At 53.5% G+C, this 17,063-nt stretch carries 18 protein-coding genes; 12 read left to right on the top strand and 6 right to left on the bottom strand.

Going from position 1 to position 17,063, the window contains the following annotated elements; genetic code table 11:
- Positions 1–8: 8 nt before the first annotated feature.
- Both dbpA and KOI40_RS12560 read right to left on the bottom strand, forming a co-directional pair.
- Positions 9–1,400, bottom strand: coding sequence for an ATP-dependent RNA helicase DbpA (gene dbpA / locus KOI40_RS12565; RefSeq protein WP_216097978.1), 1,392 nt, complete (start codon positions 1,398–1,400; stop codon positions 9–11).
- A 90-nt stretch (positions 1,401–1,490) separates the two neighbouring features.
- Complete coding sequence (locus tag KOI40_RS12560) at positions 1,491–2,207, bottom strand: ZIP family metal transporter (protein WP_304504219.1); 717 nt, start codon at positions 2,205–2,207, stop codon at positions 1,491–1,493.
- Between the two features lie 144 nt (positions 2,208–2,351).
- Between KOI40_RS12560 and KOI40_RS12555 the strand changes: the two genes are divergently transcribed.
- Positions 2,352–2,639, top strand: coding sequence for an encapsulin-associated ferritin-like protein (locus KOI40_RS12555; RefSeq protein ID WP_216097875.1), 288 nt, complete (start codon positions 2,352–2,354; stop codon positions 2,637–2,639).
- Positions 2,640–2,692: 53 nt separating this feature from the next.
- Positions 2,693–3,097, top strand: a complete 405-nt coding sequence (locus tag KOI40_RS12550; RefSeq protein ID WP_216097874.1) for a cation transporter — start codon at positions 2,693–2,695, stop codon at positions 3,095–3,097.
- Between the two features lie 36 nt (positions 3,098–3,133).
- Here the strand turns inward: KOI40_RS12550 and KOI40_RS12545 are convergent, their stop codons facing one another.
- Together KOI40_RS12545 and KOI40_RS12540 are read right to left on the bottom strand one after the other, a co-directional pair.
- Positions 3,134–4,132 carry a DUF2339 domain-containing protein gene (locus KOI40_RS12545; RefSeq protein WP_216097873.1) on the bottom strand — a complete coding sequence of 333 codons (999 nt, stop codon included), beginning with the start codon at positions 4,130–4,132 and terminating at the stop codon, positions 3,134–3,136.
- Positions 4,133–4,226: 94 nt separating this feature from the next.
- A complete protein-coding gene (locus KOI40_RS12540) occupies positions 4,227–5,843 on the bottom strand; it encodes a methyl-accepting chemotaxis protein (protein WP_216097872.1) in 1,617 nt (538 codons plus the stop codon).
- Positions 5,844–6,153: 310 nt separating this feature from the next.
- On the opposite strand from KOI40_RS12540, the gene uvrA reads away from it, so the two are divergent.
- Positions 6,154–9,006: an excinuclease ABC subunit UvrA gene (gene uvrA, locus KOI40_RS12535; protein ID WP_216097871.1), complete on the top strand. Its 2,853-nt coding sequence runs from the start codon at positions 6,154–6,156 to the stop codon at positions 9,004–9,006.
- Between the two features lie 26 nt (positions 9,007–9,032).
- On the top strand, positions 9,033–9,338 hold the full coding sequence (locus KOI40_RS12530; RefSeq protein ID WP_216097870.1) for a hypothetical protein: 306 nt from the start codon (positions 9,033–9,035) through the stop codon (positions 9,336–9,338).
- Between the two features lie 29 nt (positions 9,339–9,367).
- Here the strand turns inward: KOI40_RS12530 and KOI40_RS12525 are convergent, their stop codons facing one another.
- Positions 9,368–10,105 (bottom strand): 4'-phosphopantetheinyl transferase family protein, encoded by a 738-nt coding sequence (locus tag KOI40_RS12525; RefSeq protein ID WP_216097869.1) that lies wholly within the window; start codon positions 10,103–10,105, stop codon positions 9,368–9,370.
- Positions 10,106–10,118: 13 nt separating this feature from the next.
- Positions 10,119–10,553 carry a hypothetical protein gene (locus KOI40_RS12520; protein WP_216097868.1) on the bottom strand — a complete coding sequence of 145 codons (435 nt, stop codon included), beginning with the start codon at positions 10,551–10,553 and terminating at the stop codon, positions 10,119–10,121.
- 289 nt (positions 10,554–10,842) lie between these two features.
- Between KOI40_RS12520 and KOI40_RS12515 the strand changes: the two genes are divergently transcribed.
- The 8 genes from KOI40_RS12515 to KOI40_RS12480 are packed head-to-tail and all read left to right on the top strand — an operon-like array spanning position 10,843 to position 17,055.
- Complete coding sequence (locus tag KOI40_RS12515; RefSeq protein ID WP_216097867.1) at positions 10,843–11,616, top strand: beta-ketoacyl synthase chain length factor; 774 nt, start codon at positions 10,843–10,845, stop codon at positions 11,614–11,616.
- A complete protein-coding gene (locus KOI40_RS12510) occupies positions 11,610–12,428 on the top strand; it encodes a lysophospholipid acyltransferase family protein (protein ID WP_233710246.1) in 819 nt (272 codons plus the stop codon). The genes KOI40_RS12515 and KOI40_RS12510 overlap by 7 nt, the downstream gene beginning before the upstream one ends.
- Positions 12,373–12,633 carry a phosphopantetheine-binding protein gene (locus KOI40_RS12505; protein WP_216097866.1) on the top strand — a complete coding sequence of 87 codons (261 nt, stop codon included), beginning with the start codon at positions 12,373–12,375 and terminating at the stop codon, positions 12,631–12,633. The genes KOI40_RS12510 and KOI40_RS12505 overlap by 56 nt, the downstream gene beginning before the upstream one ends.
- 11 nt (positions 12,634–12,644) lie before the next feature.
- Entirely contained in the window at positions 12,645–12,896 is a 252-nt protein-coding gene (locus KOI40_RS12500; protein ID WP_216097865.1) for an acyl carrier protein, read from the top strand.
- Positions 12,897–12,942: 46 nt separating this feature from the next.
- Positions 12,943–13,494 (top strand): COG4648 family protein, encoded by a 552-nt coding sequence (locus KOI40_RS12495; RefSeq protein WP_216097864.1) that lies wholly within the window; start codon positions 12,943–12,945, stop codon positions 13,492–13,494.
- The gene (locus KOI40_RS12490; protein ID WP_216097863.1) at positions 13,487–15,310 is read left to right on the top strand and encodes an ApeI family dehydratase; all 1,824 of its coding nucleotides are present in this window, start codon (positions 13,487–13,489) and stop codon (positions 15,308–15,310) included. The genes KOI40_RS12495 and KOI40_RS12490 overlap by 8 nt, the downstream gene beginning before the upstream one ends.
- Positions 15,307–16,110 (top strand): glycosyltransferase family 2 protein, encoded by an 804-nt coding sequence (locus KOI40_RS12485; RefSeq protein WP_216097862.1) that lies wholly within the window; start codon positions 15,307–15,309, stop codon positions 16,108–16,110. Before KOI40_RS12490 ends, KOI40_RS12485 begins: the two co-directional genes overlap by 4 nt.
- A 3-nt stretch (positions 16,111–16,113) precedes the next feature.
- Positions 16,114–17,055 carry a lysophospholipid acyltransferase family protein gene (locus KOI40_RS12480; RefSeq protein ID WP_216097861.1) on the top strand — a complete coding sequence of 314 codons (942 nt, stop codon included), beginning with the start codon at positions 16,114–16,116 and terminating at the stop codon, positions 17,053–17,055.
- Positions 17,056–17,063 lie beyond the last annotated feature (8 nt).

The raw sequence follows: 17,063 nt of genomic DNA, 5'->3' as shown, positions 1-17,063 counted from the left end.
TCTTTGACTTAACGACCGAGCTTTCTGACCCGGAAATTCCGGCCTTTTAATTTGCCGGCGCCCAGCTTCTGGAGAGCCGTTTTGACCACTTCCCGCTTTACCGCCACATAAGAACTCATGGGAAACACCTGAATCTTGCCTACGTCACTTCCCTGCACGCCACCATCACCGGTCAAGGCTCCCAGAATATCCCCTGGCCGCACCTTGTTCTTTTTTCCACCGTCGATCTGCAATGTCACCATTGCCGGCCGGCGGGGCTGGTCGTTCAGCAGAGACGCCGGAGGCAGAATTTCCCGCTCAACCGCAATCCCCTGCTCTTCTTCCAGCAACCGTAATTTGAAGTTTTCCTTGTCACTGTAGAGGGTATGAGCGCGACCGTGACTGCCGGCGCGGCCAGTACGACCTACGCGATGCACATGCACTTCCGGGTCGCGGGCAATGTGATAGTTAATCACCGTATCCAGATCTTCAATGTCCAGTCCTCGTGCCGCCACGTCGGTGGCCACCAGTACGGAAACACTTTTGTTGGCAAAACGCACCAGCACCTGATCACGTTCCCGCTGCTCCAGATCACCGTGCAAAGCCAGCGCAGAGAAGCCTTGATTCGACAGCTCCGTGGCCACCTCCTGACATTCGCGTTTGGTATTACAGAACACAATCGCCGAAGCGGCCTTATCCTGCATCAGCAACAACCCGACCGCCTGACGTCGGTGATCTTCGCTGTCAACGGGGTAGAAGAATTGAGTGATGGTGGACTCTTCAGTAGGGCTTTCTACCGTCACCCGCTCCGGCTCGCGCATAACATTGCGGGCAATACTTTCTATTGCCTCCGGAAAGGTCGCGCTGAACAACAGAGTCTGACGCTGTTTCGGGATGGGAGCCACAATGGCTTCAAGGCTGGCCTGGAAGCCCATATCCAACATGCGATCCGCTTCGTCGAGCACCAGCGTTTGTACATGATCCACATTCAAGCGCTCTTTGCGCAGATGTTCCTCAATTCGTCCCGGAGTTCCGACTACGATATGGGCACCATGTTCCAGCGAGCCAATCTGGGGGCCGAAAGGCATGCCACCACACAGGGTCAGCACTTTGACATTGTGAATACCACGCGCCAGCTTGCGGATCTCACGGGCCACCTGATCCGCCAACTCGCGTGTGGGGCATAGCACCAGAGCCTGAACACGGAATTTTTTGACATCCAGCTGAGCCAGCAAACCGAGCCCAAAGGCCACCGTCTTGCCAGAACCGGTTTTCGCCTGGGCAATCACATCCTTGCCCTCCAGCACCAGGGGCAAGCTTTGCGCCTGCACCGGCGTCATTGTGTGATAGTCCAGCGATTTCAGGTTTTCATAAAGATCGACGGGGAGTTGCAGCTGGTCAAACGAAGGATTTTGCACAATGTAACCTACAGGTAAGGGCGTGAAGAGAGAAAGCAGCGGCTATCATACCATGATGTCCACTGACAAACGTCAGCCTGATGTCATCACCAATCAGGCAGTCAACATATAGCCAACCAACCCCAAACCAAACCCCAGTACCGCCCCCATGGGTGGCCACCAGTGTTTTTCCAGCTTCACCTGTGGAGCAATGTCCTGAAAAACGGAATAAAGAATGCCTCCTGCGGCAAACAACATGATACTGGCCAGTAGTTGATGCTCTTCTACCAGCCACACGTAACCCGTCACACCTGCCACAGGACCCAAGGCGGCCATCAGCGCAAAGAGAAAGATAATACGACCAGCCGGAAGCCTGCGACACAGCTCACGATAAGCATTAAACCCCTCAGGCAGATTCTGCAGGGTAATCAACGCAGCCAGTAAAAACGCCGTGTCCTTGCCAAAAGCCAGTGCTGCGCCCAATGCCAGTGACTCGGGAATAAAGTCGGACAACATGGCGGCCAACTGAGTAGCCGGGGTATTCACTTTATAGAGCCAAATATCCAGCCCCATAAAAGCCAATCCACCCACCACAAGCATACTCACCGCGTGAATCACCGAGAGGTGTTCTACGCCATCGGTCACCAGTACCAGTGCCACTGCTGAAAATAACGCCCCACCGCCAAAGGCGGTAACGGTATGACGCAACTCCTCCTCAAGCCATTGTGGCTGGATACGTTCAATTTGCGCCAACAAGGCCCCGGCAGGCATCGCCAAACCAGCAATTAACGTCAATACAATTACCGTCCAGACGCCCTGCAACTCACTCATGCATCATCATCCGTGTAGGTCCCGCCATCGTTTTCGTGCCTGTATCCGGACCTGCACAGGCCACGTTGTGTTTTATGCCTCTGGGTCTATATTGTTAGTTCAGACTGATGATTATTCAAATCAACACATCAAGGGAGGAGCCTTATGTCTAATGAAGGTTATCACGAGCCGATCAGTGAACTGAGCGACGCCACCCGCGATATGCACCGGGCTATCGTCTCACTTATGGAAGAGTTAGAAGCCGTGGACTGGTACAACCAGAGGGTCGATGCCTGCAAAGACGATGAACTCAAAGCCATACTCGAACATAACCGGGATGAAGAGAAAGAACACGCGGCCATGGTGCTGGAATGGATTCGACGCAAAGACCCAAGGTTTGACAGCGAGCTGAAAGATTATCTCTTCACGGACAAACCCATCGCCCACAAATAACATCTTGAATAACACCATATTGCAACAGCCAAAATGGTGTTGGATAAACCGTTATGGATACTTCAGATAGCTCAGAGAGTTCAAAAAACACACCCGAAACCCGCGCAGTTCATCTTGTGGTCAGACACCTAAAACTTGAAGGCATCGACAGCAGTAACGAACGCGCGATGCTCAATGAAATCGAAACCACCTATGGCGTTGACAGTGCATCCTATGAAGCCACCTCAAACACACTTCATATTGCCTACGATGCCATGGAGTGCAATCTGGAGGGATTGGAAAATATCATTCTGAAACACGGGGGTGATGTTTCACACGATTGGAACACCACCTTTAAAGAAGGGTATTACCGCTTTTTGGACGGCAATATCCGTGATCATGTCGTCAGTGAGGTTTGGGGCGGGCATACCGATCCCTCAATGGAAACGGAAAAAAGCCCACCCTCAAAAAACAAATAGGCTACATACCGTCCCCTGCCTGTATAACGTCCTGTTTTATTGGTTTAAAACCGGCACGCGACTCTGGATCGACCGCGGCAACCGGGCAACCAAAACGCCGCGGGCATTGTGCCAAAAACCAGCCAATAAAATCAGCGCCCCACCGATGATGATACCGGTAATCGCCAGATTGCCACCAACACCGCCATAATGCTCAAACAGGGAAGAGACTGCATAGAGCACATAGGCCAGTGAAGACACCATAAACGCACGTCGATCAATCACCAGTGAAACCAGCGTCATCACCAAATAGACCAGGACAATGGCGAGAACGTTTCCAGCACTGTCGTCTCCTCTCAAAACCCCCAGACTGTAAAACACAGGGTGAACAATCAACGGAGCGGAGAGCAAGTGCAACCAAAAGGCCACATCCGAACGCCGGGTCACTCGCTCGCGGTCAGACATATCCCAGCGCATGGCGATAACAAAGGTAATCAGACCACCGAGAAAAATAATTGCGGTTAACCAGTCTCTGGATTGAGGAAATGCCGACAAGATCCCGTAGAAGGCAAATCCAACCACTGTCGCCATACCGGCGGCAACGGTAATCGGCACCTGAAAACGCCACCAATGGACGGCCGTGGCCAATGCAGACACAGCCATCGCCACCACCAGGGTAGAGGAGCTTTCACTGCCCAGAGCCGTGATACAAGCCGAGAACACACCCCAGACAAACAACAGCAACAACACGATCGCCGGCAGCGCCATCTTGCGTCGCAAAACAAAGAACTCGGCCAAACCCCAGGCCATCACAGCCATCACCAGAGGTCCCAGAACCGGCGCTATGGTCTTGGCAACCCAGGAGGCAGAATACGTCAGGATCAGACAGGCAATCACCACAAAAATATCGTTGAAACCGCCAATCAAACGAAAGTTTTCTTCGTCTGCGACGGAAGAATGTCTCCCCTGCGTGACCATCTGCCGAAAACTGTTAACGGAATCTGTGGTAAAAATCCCCTGATCTACGGCACGGTTTAAATCTTCATCGGTATACATTCTGCTCCCTGTCCCTGTGTAAAAAATACAAGCGCCTACAGTAACAGACAGCCACAACGGGTAGCGACAATAACTGCAACAAATTGAAGGATGGTTATACGTTAAAGGCCCGCAATTTTGCACCCAGTTCAACGGCCATATCCGAAACCAGACGACTGGTATCGAGCGCGTCATGGGACAAGGACGCCCCCTGTTGAGCCAGCTCATCAATCCGCTCGGCACCCGAACCGACCCGCACCACCAGATCCCGCTGCCCATCACTGGCAGCCCTGATATCACCTGAACGAGCACTGATGGTCCTGAAGCCCTGCATAATGGCATCCAGGGACTCACCGGCTCTTTGCGCCTGCAACACCGCATGGTCGGTTGCCCGAGAGCCTTCCAGCATCTGCTGGGAAGCCCGGGACGTTCCCTGCTGAATATTGCTGATGATTTCCTGAATCTCCTGGGTGGATGAAGACGTGCGACTGGCCAACTGACGAACCTCATCCGCCACCACGGCAAACCCCCGCCCCTGCTCTCCCGCCCGGGCCGCTTCAATGGCAGCATTCAAGGCGAGTAAATTGGTCTGTTCCGCAATGGACTTAATTACTTCGAGTACCGTACCGATGTTATCGCTATCGCGCTTGAGCGTGTCCATTCCTTCAGCCGCTTTATTGACCACATCAGCCACATGCTTAATCGCTGCAACCGTATCCTGAACGGTTTGATCGCCGGTTTCTGCCATTTCCTGAGCCCCGCGACTCACTTCATCGGCAGCACCGACATTTTGCAGCACCACGTCGGCGGCGGCCTGCATCTGACTCATACCTTCAACCATGGTGGCAATTTCACCAGACTGATCCTGAGCCTGACGTTTATTTTGTTCGTTAACCTGCAACAGGTTTTCAGCCGCCTGTGTCAGGTTCAGTCCCATCTGTTGCAACTGGCCCATGAGCTGGCCAATCTCTGCCATCATCCGGTCAAAGCGGCGCCCCATATCACCGAACTCATCACCTTGCGGCAAGTCAGCACGAATCGACAGATCCTTGCTGTTCTCGATATCCGTAATCACCGACAACATGCGATTCATCCGGCGGGTGATGCCTGAATTCAGCCACCAGCCCAGCGCGAGCGCCAGCAACATCAAACCGGCGACTGCGCCCATGAGCTGCTGGATACTCGCCTCAGAGACGCTCTCGGCATGATTACTGGCCTGTTCTGCCAGACTCTCCTGCTCACGGACCAGGGCTTCGATCATGTTCAGCACAGGGTCAACGGCTTTATACAACTCCAGATCCACATAATTTCCCATGCCATAGCGGGATTGTTCTTCGATAAACCCCTGCAGACGAAGGATACTGGCCCTGGCATTCTCGATGGCCTGTGGATTCGAAGCCAGAATGGCCTGTTCCTGCTCGGTCAGCGGTCCGGCGAGATATACGGCCCATTCCTGTTCAATGATCGCTGCCGCTTTATTCAACCCCGCTTTTGCCTCCCCCCAAAACATCATTTGGGCACGGGTTTTCTGTGCCAGATCTACCACGCCTTCTGTGTACTGACGGGAGATTCTATGCAGGCGCCAGACCGGCACCAGCCTCTCGTCCTTCATTGCGGTGGTTGTTTTGGTCACTGTAGAAAGAGATGTCACTCCCAACACAGCAATAAACAGCGCTGCCAACAGGGGAATGACTGTCAGCAGGATAAGCTTTGTACGCACTCTTAACGTCATGCAGAACTACCTTATATCGGGGCGGAATCAAACCGGGACAGGGACGAGCCAGTATCTATTTCGGCAGAGTTTGGCAATCTAAAATGAACTTTTTGTTACAAATGGCCTGAACCAGAAAAAGAAATATGCGCCACCGGGACAAGTGGTAATTGCGACAGTCTGGCAGTCCATCTCACCACCCGCTTCACAAGTAGTTACTTAACAAGCTGACCCAAAAACCCGAAAAACGCGTATACTTGACCGTTTGCAACTTTTGCCCTGTGGCTTCTGCTCTTAGGCATTTGCCCTCATAAACTGGACTGGATTTTCTGTGGATACGATTTACGTTCGCGGTGCGCGCACCCACAACCTGAAAAACCTGGATATCGACCTTCCCCGTGACAAGCTGATCGTCATTACCGGCCTGTCGGGTTCTGGCAAGTCATCTCTGGCGTTTGATACGCTCTACGCCGAGGGTCAGCGTCGCTATGTGGAGTCTCTTTCTACTTACGCCCGCCAGTTCCTGTCCATGATGGAAAAGCCCGATGTGGATCACGTCGAAGGCCTGAGCCCGGCCATTTCCATCGAACAGAAGTCCACCTCGCACAACCCCCGCTCTACCGTGGGCACCATCACCGAGATCTACGATTACCTGCGACTGCTGTATGCCCGCGTCGGTGAACCGCGCTGCCCAATCCACGGAGAGCCTCTGGCGGCCCAGACCATCAGCGAAATGGTGGATCATGTCCTGGCTCTGCCGGAAGGCACCAAGATCATGCTGCTGGCCCCCGTTGTCAGAGACCGTAAAGGCGAACACCTGCACACCTTTGAACAGCTGCGCCGGGATGGTTTTATCCGTGCCCGTATCGACGGTGTTGTGGTCGACCTTGACGACACGCCCGAGCTGGATAAAAAGAAAAAGCACACCATTGAAGTGGTCGTTGACCGATTCAAAGTCCGCGACGACCTGCAAATTCGGCTGGCGGAGTCGTTTGAGACTGCCCTGCATCTCACCGATGGTACCGCCGCCATCAGCTTTATGGACGGCGAAGAAGACGACCGCACCTTCTCTGCGAAGCACGCCTGTCCCGTGTGTGATTACTCCCTGACCGAACTGGAACCGCGCCTGTTTTCCTTTAACAATCCCGCAGGCGCCTGCCCCAGCTGTGACGGTCTGGGTGTGAGCCAGTTTTTCGACATCAAGAAAGTCATTCAATTTCCCGAGGCCTCTCTGGCAGAAGGTGCCATCCGGGGCTGGGACAGACGCAACTTTTACTACTTCCATCTGCTCAACTCCCTGTCAGACCACTACGGTTTCTCCATTGATACCCCCTGGCAGAAACTGAGCAAAAAACATCAGGACGCGATTCTGTTTGGCTCCGGCAAGGAAGTCATTAACTTCAGTTACACCAACGACCGCGGCGATGTGCATCAACGCAATCACACCTTTGAAGGTGTGATTAACAACATGAATCGCCGCTATAAAGAGACCGACTCCCAGAGCGTTCGTGATGAACTGGCCAAATACGTTTCCAGCCAGAACTGTCCGGAATGTGAAGGCACCCGTCTGCGTCGGGACGCCCGCAATGTGTTTATTGACGAGCGCACCCTGCCCCAGATTACCGAGCTGCCGGTGGGCGAGGCATACGATTATTTCAACCACCTGAAACTGCCCGGTGCCCGAGGCAAAATTGCCGACAAAATTCTGAAAGAACTGCGCGACCGTTTCAGCTTTTTGGTGGATGTGGGACTGAACTACCTGACCTTGAGCCGCAGTGCCGAAACCCTCTCCGGCGGCGAAGCCCAGCGCATTCGTCTCGCCAGCCAGATCGGTGCCGGCCTGGTGGGCGTGATGTATATTCTCGACGAACCGTCCATTGGTCTGCACCAGCGGGACAACGATCGTCTGCTGAAAACCCTGCTTCACTTGCGGGACATCGGCAACACGGTGATCGTGGTAGAGCACGATGAAGACGCCATTCGGCAGGCAGATTACATTCTCGATATCGGCCCGGGTGCCGGCGTACACGGTGGCGAAGTTGTGGCCCAGGGCACCCTCAACGAGGTGATGTCCAACCCCAAATCGCTGACCGGAAAATACCTGTCCGGTGAAGTGGAAATCGAAGTTCCCGCCAAGCGCACGCCCTACAACGAGGACAAGGAACTGATTCTGGAGGGCGCCACCGGCAACAACCTGCAGGATGTGACACTGAAAATCCCTGCGGGCCTGATGACCTGCGTCACCGGCGTATCCGGTTCAGGCAAGTCCACTCTGGTGAATACCACCCTGTATCCACTGGCCGCTACCGCTTTGAATGGCGCCACCACCCTGACCCCTGCGCCGCACAAAGCCATCCACAATATGGATTTGTTCGACAAGTGTGTGGATATTGACCAGAGTCCCATTGGTCGTACGCCTCGCTCCAACCCCGCCACCTACACCGGTATTTTCACCCCGATTCGGGAACTGTTTGCCGGCACTCAGGAAGCCCGCTCCCGTGGCTACAAGCCCGGACGTTTTAGCTTCAACGTCAAAGGCGGACGCTGTGAAGCCTGTCAGGGCGACGGTGTGGTCAAGGTGGAAATGCATTTCCTGCCGGATGTCTATGTCCCCTGTGACGTGTGTAAGGGCAAACGTTACAACCGCGAAACGCTGGAGATCCAGTACAAAGGGAAAAACATCCACGAAGCGCTGGATCTGACGGTTGAAGACGCCCGGGAGTTTTTCGACGCCATTCCATCCGTCGCGAAAAAACTTCAAACTCTGATTGATGTGGGTCTGTCCTATATCCGTCTCGGACAGGCAGCAACGACCCTGTCCGGCGGTGAAGCCCAGCGAGTCAAACTGGCCAAGGAACTGTCCAAACGGGATACCGGTCAGACACTCTACATTCTCGATGAACCCACTACTGGTCTACACTTTCATGACATCCAGCAGCTGTTGAATGTTCTGCATCGACTGCGTGATCACGGCAATACCGTGGTGGTGATTGAGCACAATCTGGATGTCATTAAAACTGCAGACTGGCTGGTGGATCTCGGCCCTGAAGGCGGCAGTGGCGGTGGTCAGATCATCGCCACCGGGACGCCTGAAGATGTGGCCAACAACAAGGCCTCACACACCGGACGGTTCCTGAAGCCCCTGCTGAAGAAGAAACCTGCCCCGAAAAAGTCGAAAAAATAGACGGTGACATCTAACCGGAGATTCGGATGAAACAACTCAGTATTCTCGTGTTACTCCTGATCTCCGCTGCCAGCCATGGCGATGACCGCTCCATTCGGGGAAAGGTCATCTCCCTGACCGGCGATGACATCGGAATCCGCCTGCGTCTGGATTCCGGTGTCCCGCCGGAATGTCGCGCAGCATCCCGTCAAGAAATTCTGGTGAAGCCGAATTACCCGGGGGCCTTTCACCTGGCCCAAAATGCATTGGGAGTCGCAGTAGAAATCGAAGCCGACTACGAACCGCTGCAGCGCGAGTGTGTTGCCAAAGTGATCACACTCAGTCCCTCTTGAACCCCGATGCGACGCTGTAGCAAGGCCAGTCAACGGTCTGGCGTCAACGGTTCCCGAGCCAAAACCAGCAAAGGCTCAACCTTGTCCATAGAAAATTGCTGTATTTCCAATGTCAACGCCAAGGGCTCCGATACAGTGAGCGCACCAAACACCCTTTGTCCCTGACCATCGGGCCACTGAAAGGGATAACAACACCAAGCCACGGTCGGGTCAGCCACAGGCACAAAGCCTGTCCCCAGCTCCTTCGCGGAAATTCCCAGTTTGCGGGCTTTAAGGTAACTTTCTTTTAGCGTCCACAACTCGTAAAACCTTTGGCGACACTGCTCTTCTGGCAACCCGGCCAATTGCCGGCTTTCAGATTCCGCAAAGTATTCCGCCGCCAAAGCCCTGTACGAACGGCGCCTGCGAGGCGACTCAATATCCACACCCAGCTGGCAATCGAGCCCCACCGCACAGGCCACCCACTCACCACTGTGGGAAAGATTAAAATCCAACCGAGCCGCCTGCGGCCCGATCAGGGTCAACCAGTTGTCATCATTCAGGTCAAAATGGTGCTGCTCGTGCCACTCGGGCAAAACATGGTCTAACACCCTGCGCAGCAGATAGTGACCTGCCAGATATTCGCGCTGCCGACGGGGCGATTTGATGGTGTGGTAGAGGGCTTGTTCCGCGGTCGACAAGGTCGGCAAGCATACCGGCAGGGCGGAATCGCCCAAAGGGGGAACACGCCACATCCACAACGCCGGCGATAGATGTGGCTTACTCATAATAGCGGCTGGGTTACTTCAGAGTGACCACAGTTCCCTTCAGGGCCACACCCGCCATAATGGCACCCGCATGGCACTCGTAGTCGGAATCACTCATGTATTTGTTTTGCTTGTAAAAGCTGTGAATATTCACCACCGCATTGCCGCCTTCGGCCAGCGCGCGATCACGCAAAGCAACCAGTGCAGACAAAAATACCCATTTACAGGCCTCTTCGTCAGACTTATTAAAGGCATTGGTTTTGCGATTGGCCACAAAGCTGCCTTTGGCATTGACGTATCCAGGCGCTTTATCACCAAAATAGAACTTCACCCCCTGGTTAAGCTGCTCTTTGGCCGCCGGTGTATTCATGGCGTCCTGCACTGAGAGAAACAGAGCGTCATCACGGGCCAAAGCAACGTCTGATATGGCCAGGAAAGAAAGAAATACGATCATCAAACGAGTAAACATGGCAGCATCCTTACTGGGATTCCAGTGATTAGTTAAGAAAAAACAGTCCAGGTCAGTATAGTCATTTCATTCTCAGGGGAAAACCAGCGCCCGGCAATAAATGACGCTTGCCTCGACTTAATCACACGGTAAAATACCCTCCTTTTCCGGACAGATGTGCATAGTTTGTGACAAAAAGCCGGCGGTTGCCGACAAATGGAATCGTCCACACCAGCAAAGACCTGAATTAAGCAGCAGGTCCCAGGCTGAATGGTGTCTTTCTTCGCCTGCACACGCATACTGAGGTTGCATGAGCCCCCTGACAATAACGATAAAAGACTGGTCTGCATGGGCTCCGGGGCTACACACGCCGGAGGACTGGCAACAATGGGCTGCAGGCCAAAAGACTATAGGTGGTGACACTCAACCCGATGTAAAAGCCATCCCGGCCATGTTGCGCAGACGCCTGAGTCCACTGGGTAAAATGGCGCTCGCGACCGCTTTGCCTCTGCTCGATGATGCCGAACAGAATATCCCCAGCGTGCTGGTGAGTCGTCACGGCGACCTGAACCGCACTCTGGCACTGCTGACCGATCTGGCCAACGGCGAAGACCTGTCTCCAACACATTTCAGCCTGTCCGTTCACAATGCCATTGGTGGCCTGCTTTCCATTACCCGCAAAGACACCAGCAGCATGACCGCTCTTGCCTGTGGGGCCGAGGACATTTCAACAGCCTTGCTGGAAGCCCAGGCCATTTTGACCGAGCAGAGTTGTGAACAGGTTCTGTGCCTGATCTACGATGAACCCATTCCGGACGTTTACCGCAACCAGAACATCGTCCTGCCGAGCCACCCCTACGCGACTGCCTTTTTGCTGGAAGACGCATCCAAGTCCACCTCCCCGGGGGCAATTCGTCTCCAGCTGGAGCTGCGTCGCAGGGGGACTTCGGCATCTGGCGACCTTAATGACGGGAGTCCACAAACCCTGACCTTTCTGCGCTGGATATTGTCTGCCTCTCGCACCGAAAACACTTTAGAGCTGCCCGGTCAGCGCAACTGCTGGCACTGGTCTTTGGCATGCTGAAAACCCTGAACACATACTGGCGAGTACTCGCCACAGGCTTCTGTTTTCTCACGTTTGGCCTGGGCGGTCTGATCCTGCCACTGGTGGCTGTACCTGTGCTCTACCTGTTGCCCGGTGGCCCTCTGCGCCGCGAACGCCGGGCAAAAGCGCTGATCCACTACACTTTCCGGGGGTTTATGGAACTGATGCGCTTTCTGGGGATCCTCACCTACAGCGTCGAACAGCGGCAAGCCCTGAATCGCCCGGGCTTATTGATTGTCGCCAACCATCCGACACTCATTGATATTGTCTTTTTAATTGCCTTTATCAAACGTGCAGACTGCGTGGTAAAAAGCAGCCTGCTTCGCAACCCGTTTACCCGTGGCCCCATCGGGGTGGCCAACTACATCGCCAATGACAGCTCTGAAGAAGTTCTCGAACTGGCTGAACAGTCCTTTCAGCGGGGCAACAGTTTGATTGTCTTCCCTGAAGGCACCCGCACAACACAGGGGCAGGCCCTGAAAATGCAACGGGGCGCAGCCAATATCGCCCTGCGCTGTGACTGTGAAGTGACTCCGGTGGTCATTACCTGTGAGCCCAGCACCTTGACCAAGGAACTGCGCTGGTATCAAATCCCGGAACGCCCGTTTCATATAGCCCTGACGCTGAAACCGGCGATATCCAAACTGCCCTTTCAACAAGAGAAAGCGGTATCATTAGCCGCACGTAAATTAACCCGTTATTTTGAAGACTACTTTACTCAGGAACTCGTCAGCCATGACCGAACTAGAACAGGAACTCAAGCAACTGATTATCGACACACTGGATCTTGAGGACATTACCGTTGACGACATCGACAGTCAGGAAGCTCTCTTTGTAGAAGGTCTCGGCCTCGATTCCATCGATGCACTTGAGCTGGGCCTGGCTTTACAGAAACGCTACGGCGTCAAGGTTGATGCCGATTCAGAAGAAACCAAGAAGCACTTCGCCAGTGTTCACAACCTGGCACTGCTGGTTAATTCACACACTAACGGATAAGGGTGAAAGCAATGATTACCAAAGACGCTATTGAAGCAAAAGTCAGAGAGATTCTGGTAGAACTGTTTGAACTGGAACCTGACGACATCACCCTCGACGCACAATTGTACGACGATCTCGACATTGACAGCATTGACGCTGTTGATCTTGTGGTTGAACTGAAAAAAATGACCGGCAAGAAGATCAAACCGGAAGATTTCAAAAGCGTACGCAGCGTTGGCGACATCGTTAATGCCGTCGATGAGTTAATGGCCGGGCAATAACCCCTCGGCACAGAAATGCCCCGTCCACAACCAAAAGCTATTGCTGATGTTACTGCGCATTGTCATCGGGTTACTGACCCTGCTCTATCCGATCGCTGTCTATTTAGGTCTGCAGACATTTGATGCACGCTACCTGGTTGTTTTATTACTGGTGGTTGCCGCAGCTCGTCTGTTTACCCTGGATTCAAAGTCGCCACTGAATCACTGGCTCTGGCTGCCCCTGCTGCTATTGCTGGCCATCTGGTCGTGGCTGACGAACAGCGCACTGGGGCTCAAATTCTATCCCGTATTGGTAAACGCTTGCCTGCTGATTTTTTTCGCCTGGTCACTCAAAGTTCCACCCTCAATGATCGAACGTTTTGCCCGCCTCAAAGACCCTGACTTGCCCGAGCGAGGTATACACTACACGCGTCAGGTGACCGCAGTGTGGTGTGGCTTTTTTATCATTAACGGCACCATTGCCTTACTGACCGCACTCTACGCCTCAGATGCGTTGTGGGCAGCGTACAATGGTTTTATTGCTTACATTGCCATGGGAACCTTATTCGCGGGTGAATGGCTGATTCGCCAGCGGGTAATGAAGGCTCATCATGACTGAATCCAATATGCTGTATTTCACTCCGCTGGAAACCCTGTTTGCCGCCCAACGCTCTCAGACACAGCCTATGTTTCTCACACCACAGAGAAACACAATGGATTGGCAGGAGTGGCTTAACCGGGTCGCTCAATGGCGACAGGCTCTGAAAGCACAAACAGGACAGCGCTGGGCACTTTACCATCCCTGTGCAGGTGAGTTTTCAGCAGGCTTGTTTGCTCTGCTGTCACTCAACAAGACCGCGTGCCTGCCCGGCAATCGCCAGCCGGAATTTGTCAAACAGCTATCGCAAAGAGTCGACGGTTTTGTTGGCGACTTTGAAAATCTGGTGCCTACACTCTCGCGCTCTTCAGACGCACCTGTTGAATCCGCCATCACCGAACTGGCTGATATTACTCTGAACAATCATGAGCCACTGCTGCAAGTGTTTACCTCAGGGTCATCCGGAGAGCCTCAGGCCATTCCCAAAACCCTGCGCCAGATGAGCCAGGAAGTCATGCACCTGCACAGCTTGTGGGGGCATCATCGCAACGCGCTGGTGACGGGCACCGTAAGCCATCAGCACATTTACGGACTGCTGTTTCGGGTACTCTGGCCCCTGGCAGCAGGCTGGTGTTCTGACAGCCAGCCCTGCGAATACTTTGAAGAGCTGGCTCTGCGCCACTACCCCTCACCGTCCAATTCTGAGTGGCCCAGACTGCTGGTTTCCAGCCCTACCCATCTGTCCCGGGTGCCTGAGAATCTGGATAGTGCGGTGAGCCATGGGTTGGCTGAAATTTTCAGCTCTGGCGCACCACTGATGAGGGAAAACAGCTTACACGCAAAAAAACATCTGGGCACAGGGGTGCTGGAGATTTTTGGCAGTTCTGAAACCGGCGGTATCGCCTGGCGACAACAAGAAGACCATGCGGCAGAAGCCAAATGGCAACCGGTTCCGGGAATTGAAGTTCGACTGACAGAAAACGATACGGACATTTCCGACTGTCTGGAAGTTCGCTCGTCTCACCTGCCTGACGAACACCAATGGTATCGCACTTCCGACAGGGTTCGTATCGATGAACAAGGGCGCTTTATACTGCTTGGACGTGCCGACCGCATTGTGAAAGCCGAGGGCAAGCGGGTATCACTGGATGAAATGGAAAAGCACCTGATACAGCTGCCCTGGGTTGAACACGCCCATCTGCTTCAACTAGAGGGCGCGCGCACAGAAATGGCAGCGGTCGTGGTGCTCTCCCGCGAAGGCCAGACTGCACTGGAAACCCGCGGCAAGCGTGCAATCAATGTAGTACTTCGGGATAAACTGCTGTCATATTTTGAGCGCCCCACACTGCCGCGCAAGTGGCGATATGTAGATGCTCTTCCCGTTAACTCACAGGGAAAGCTGCAGCGTCTGGCGCTTCAGGAATTATTTAAAAAGGAAACCCCAACACCCGTGGACGGCTCAAACAACACCCGGCCTTCGTTGCCAACGACCCTGTCCTCCAATGAAACTGAAGGGCAACAGACCCTGCAACTTCGGATACCGGAAGACTTACTTTATTTTGACGGACATTTTGAACAGGCCCCCATCCTCCCCGGTGTCGTACAAATACATTGGGCGGAACACTTTGCCCGTAATGCCTTTTCACCCGACGGTGAGTTTCTCAGACTGGAAGTGATTAAATTCCAGAAAGTCATCACGCCCGGCGATGAAGTTACGCTGGATCTGTCCTACGATTCGGTAAAAAACAAAATCCTCTTTGCCTACCATTCTCCACGCGAACAACATTCAAGCGGCCGGATTGTTTTGGCTGCCCCGGCAACGAGTCCGGCAGCATGAACATCAACACCCCGGAAAGGACATCCACAACACAGGTGTTTAAACCCTGCATTTTGATACCCGTCTACAACCATGAAGAGGCTGTAGGCAGCATTGCGGAACGCTTGCTGGATATTGCCCCAATCCTGTTAGTGGATGACGGCAGCAGCGCAAACTGCCAAAAGCGTCTGGAGTCTATTGCCCGGCAACATGACTCCGTAGACTTGCTTCGCCTGCCCGTCAATCAGGGTAAAGGCGGTGCAATGAAAGCGGGGTTCCGCTATGCCCTGCAGCAGGGTTTTACCCATGCGCTGCAAATTGATGCCGATGGACAACACAACACCGAAGACGCTGAGATATTTTTACGACAGGGTGAGGAACACCCGCAGGCGATCATTTGTGGCTGCCCCATTTATGATGCCAGCGTGCCCGCCCTGCGCTTCTACGCCCGCTACCTGACTCACGTATGGATATGGATTAATTCCCTGTCATTTGCCGTAAAAGACTCCATGTGTGGCTATCGCGTCTATCCCTTACTGGATGCCGTGAACATTATCGATACCGAATCTACTGGCGATCGAATGGATTTCGATTCGGAAATCATGGTGCACTGGGTCTGGCGCAACTTGCCCGTGATAAACCAGCCGACAAAAGTCTCTTATCCGATAGATGGCATCTCGCACTTTGCTCCATGGAGAGATAATTACCTGATCAGCAAGATGCACGCGACTTTGTTTTTTGGCATGTTGTTTCGACTTCCAAAAATCCTCGGGCTCAGGCTGCGAAACAGAAAACCTGCACACCAAGGGCTGTCGGAGTAATTTATGGCAAAGCATTGGTCCCAGGTTCAGGAATCGGGTGCATTAATCGGCATCCGCATTATGTTTTTTACCTATCGCTGGATTGGGCGCTGGGCATTCACACTGCTGCTTTATCCGGTCATCAGTTATTTCTATCTGACCAAAAAAACAGCCCGACAGGCATCGGAAGATTATTTGACCCGGGTACGTCAACAGGGGGCACTGCCCGTTACTGAGTCCATTCAGCGTCAAAGCTTCCGTCACTTTCTTCAGTTTGGTCGCGGCCTGCTCGACAAGCTGGCGGCCTGGACGGGAGCCTTTCAATATAAAGATGTCGGTTTTCATAATCGCGATGATTTTCTGAACATGGTCAAGCAGGGCTCCGGTGCGCTGGCCATTGTCTCCCATCTGGGCAACATTGAAGTGTGCCGATCTCTCGCCGAACAGAGCCAGCACGTCAAACTGAACATCCTGGTTCATACCAAACACGCCGAGAATTTCAATCGGATGATGAACAAGCTTGACGCCGACAATCATCTCAATTTGATTCAGGTTACGGACCTGTCGCCTGCCACGGCCATCATACTGCAGGAAAAACTCAATGCCGGGGAAGTGGTCGTCATCGCCGGCGATCGGACACCGGTAACCGGTGGACGCCAGACAACCGCCAACTTCCTTGGCGCCCCGGCCTGGTTTCCCCAGGGGCCTTATATTCTCGCTTCCGTATTGCGCTGTCCGGTTTACCTGATGTTTTGCAATCGAACCGAAAAAGGTTACGAAGTCTTTTTTGAGGCTTTTGCCGAACGCATTCGCCTGTCCCGTAAACAGCGTGAAGAAGACTTGCGTTACTGGGTGCAACGATATGCTGATCGTCTGGCCCACTACACCCTGCAATTTCCTTTGCAGTGGAATAATTTCTATCCATTCTGGGCGACTGCCGATGAAACTGTCACCCACCAGGAATAAGATGTCGT

This window comes from Pseudomaricurvus albidus (genome assembly GCF_018863235.1).
Classification (GTDB): Bacteria; Pseudomonadota; Gammaproteobacteria; order Pseudomonadales; family Cellvibrionaceae; genus Pseudomaricurvus; species Pseudomaricurvus albidus.
Note: the sequence above shows the minus strand (reverse complement) of the source record. Positions and strands in the feature narration are given on the sequence as shown.

Coding starts and splice junctions, on each gene's coding strand:
- KOI40_RS12560 (WP_304504219.1), bottom strand. CDS start 2,207: ATGAGTGAGTTGCAGGGCGTCTGGACGGTAATTGTATTGACGTTAATT.
- KOI40_RS12555 (WP_216097875.1), top strand. CDS start 2,352: ATGTCTAATGAAGGTTATCACGAGCCGATCAGTGAACTGAGCGACGCC.
- KOI40_RS12550 (WP_216097874.1), top strand. CDS start 2,693: ATGGATACTTCAGATAGCTCAGAGAGTTCAAAAAACACACCCGAAACC.
- KOI40_RS12545 (WP_216097873.1), bottom strand. CDS start 4,132: ATGTATACCGATGAAGATTTAAACCGTGCCGTAGATCAGGGGATTTTT.
- KOI40_RS12540 (WP_216097872.1), bottom strand. CDS start 5,843: ATGACGTTAAGAGTGCGTACAAAGCTTATCCTGCTGACAGTCATTCCC.
- KOI40_RS12530 (WP_216097870.1), top strand. CDS start 9,033: ATGAAACAACTCAGTATTCTCGTGTTACTCCTGATCTCCGCTGCCAGC.
- KOI40_RS12525 (WP_216097869.1), bottom strand. CDS start 10,105: ATGAGTAAGCCACATCTATCGCCGGCGTTGTGGATGTGGCGTGTTCCC.
- KOI40_RS12520 (WP_216097868.1), bottom strand. CDS start 10,553: ATGTTTACTCGTTTGATGATCGTATTTCTTTCTTTCCTGGCCATATCA.
- KOI40_RS12515 (WP_216097867.1), top strand. CDS start 10,843: ATGAGCCCCCTGACAATAACGATAAAAGACTGGTCTGCATGGGCTCCG.
- KOI40_RS12510 (WP_233710246.1), top strand. CDS start 11,610: ATGCTGAAAACCCTGAACACATACTGGCGAGTACTCGCCACAGGCTTC.
- KOI40_RS12505 (WP_216097866.1), top strand. CDS start 12,373: ATGACCGAACTAGAACAGGAACTCAAGCAACTGATTATCGACACACTG.
- KOI40_RS12500 (WP_216097865.1), top strand. CDS start 12,645: ATGATTACCAAAGACGCTATTGAAGCAAAAGTCAGAGAGATTCTGGTA.
- KOI40_RS12495 (WP_216097864.1), top strand. CDS start 12,943: ATGTTACTGCGCATTGTCATCGGGTTACTGACCCTGCTCTATCCGATC.
- KOI40_RS12490 (WP_216097863.1), top strand. CDS start 13,487: ATGACTGAATCCAATATGCTGTATTTCACTCCGCTGGAAACCCTGTTT.
- KOI40_RS12485 (WP_216097862.1), top strand. CDS start 15,307: ATGAACATCAACACCCCGGAAAGGACATCCACAACACAGGTGTTTAAA.
- KOI40_RS12480 (WP_216097861.1), top strand. CDS start 16,114: ATGGCAAAGCATTGGTCCCAGGTTCAGGAATCGGGTGCATTAATCGGC.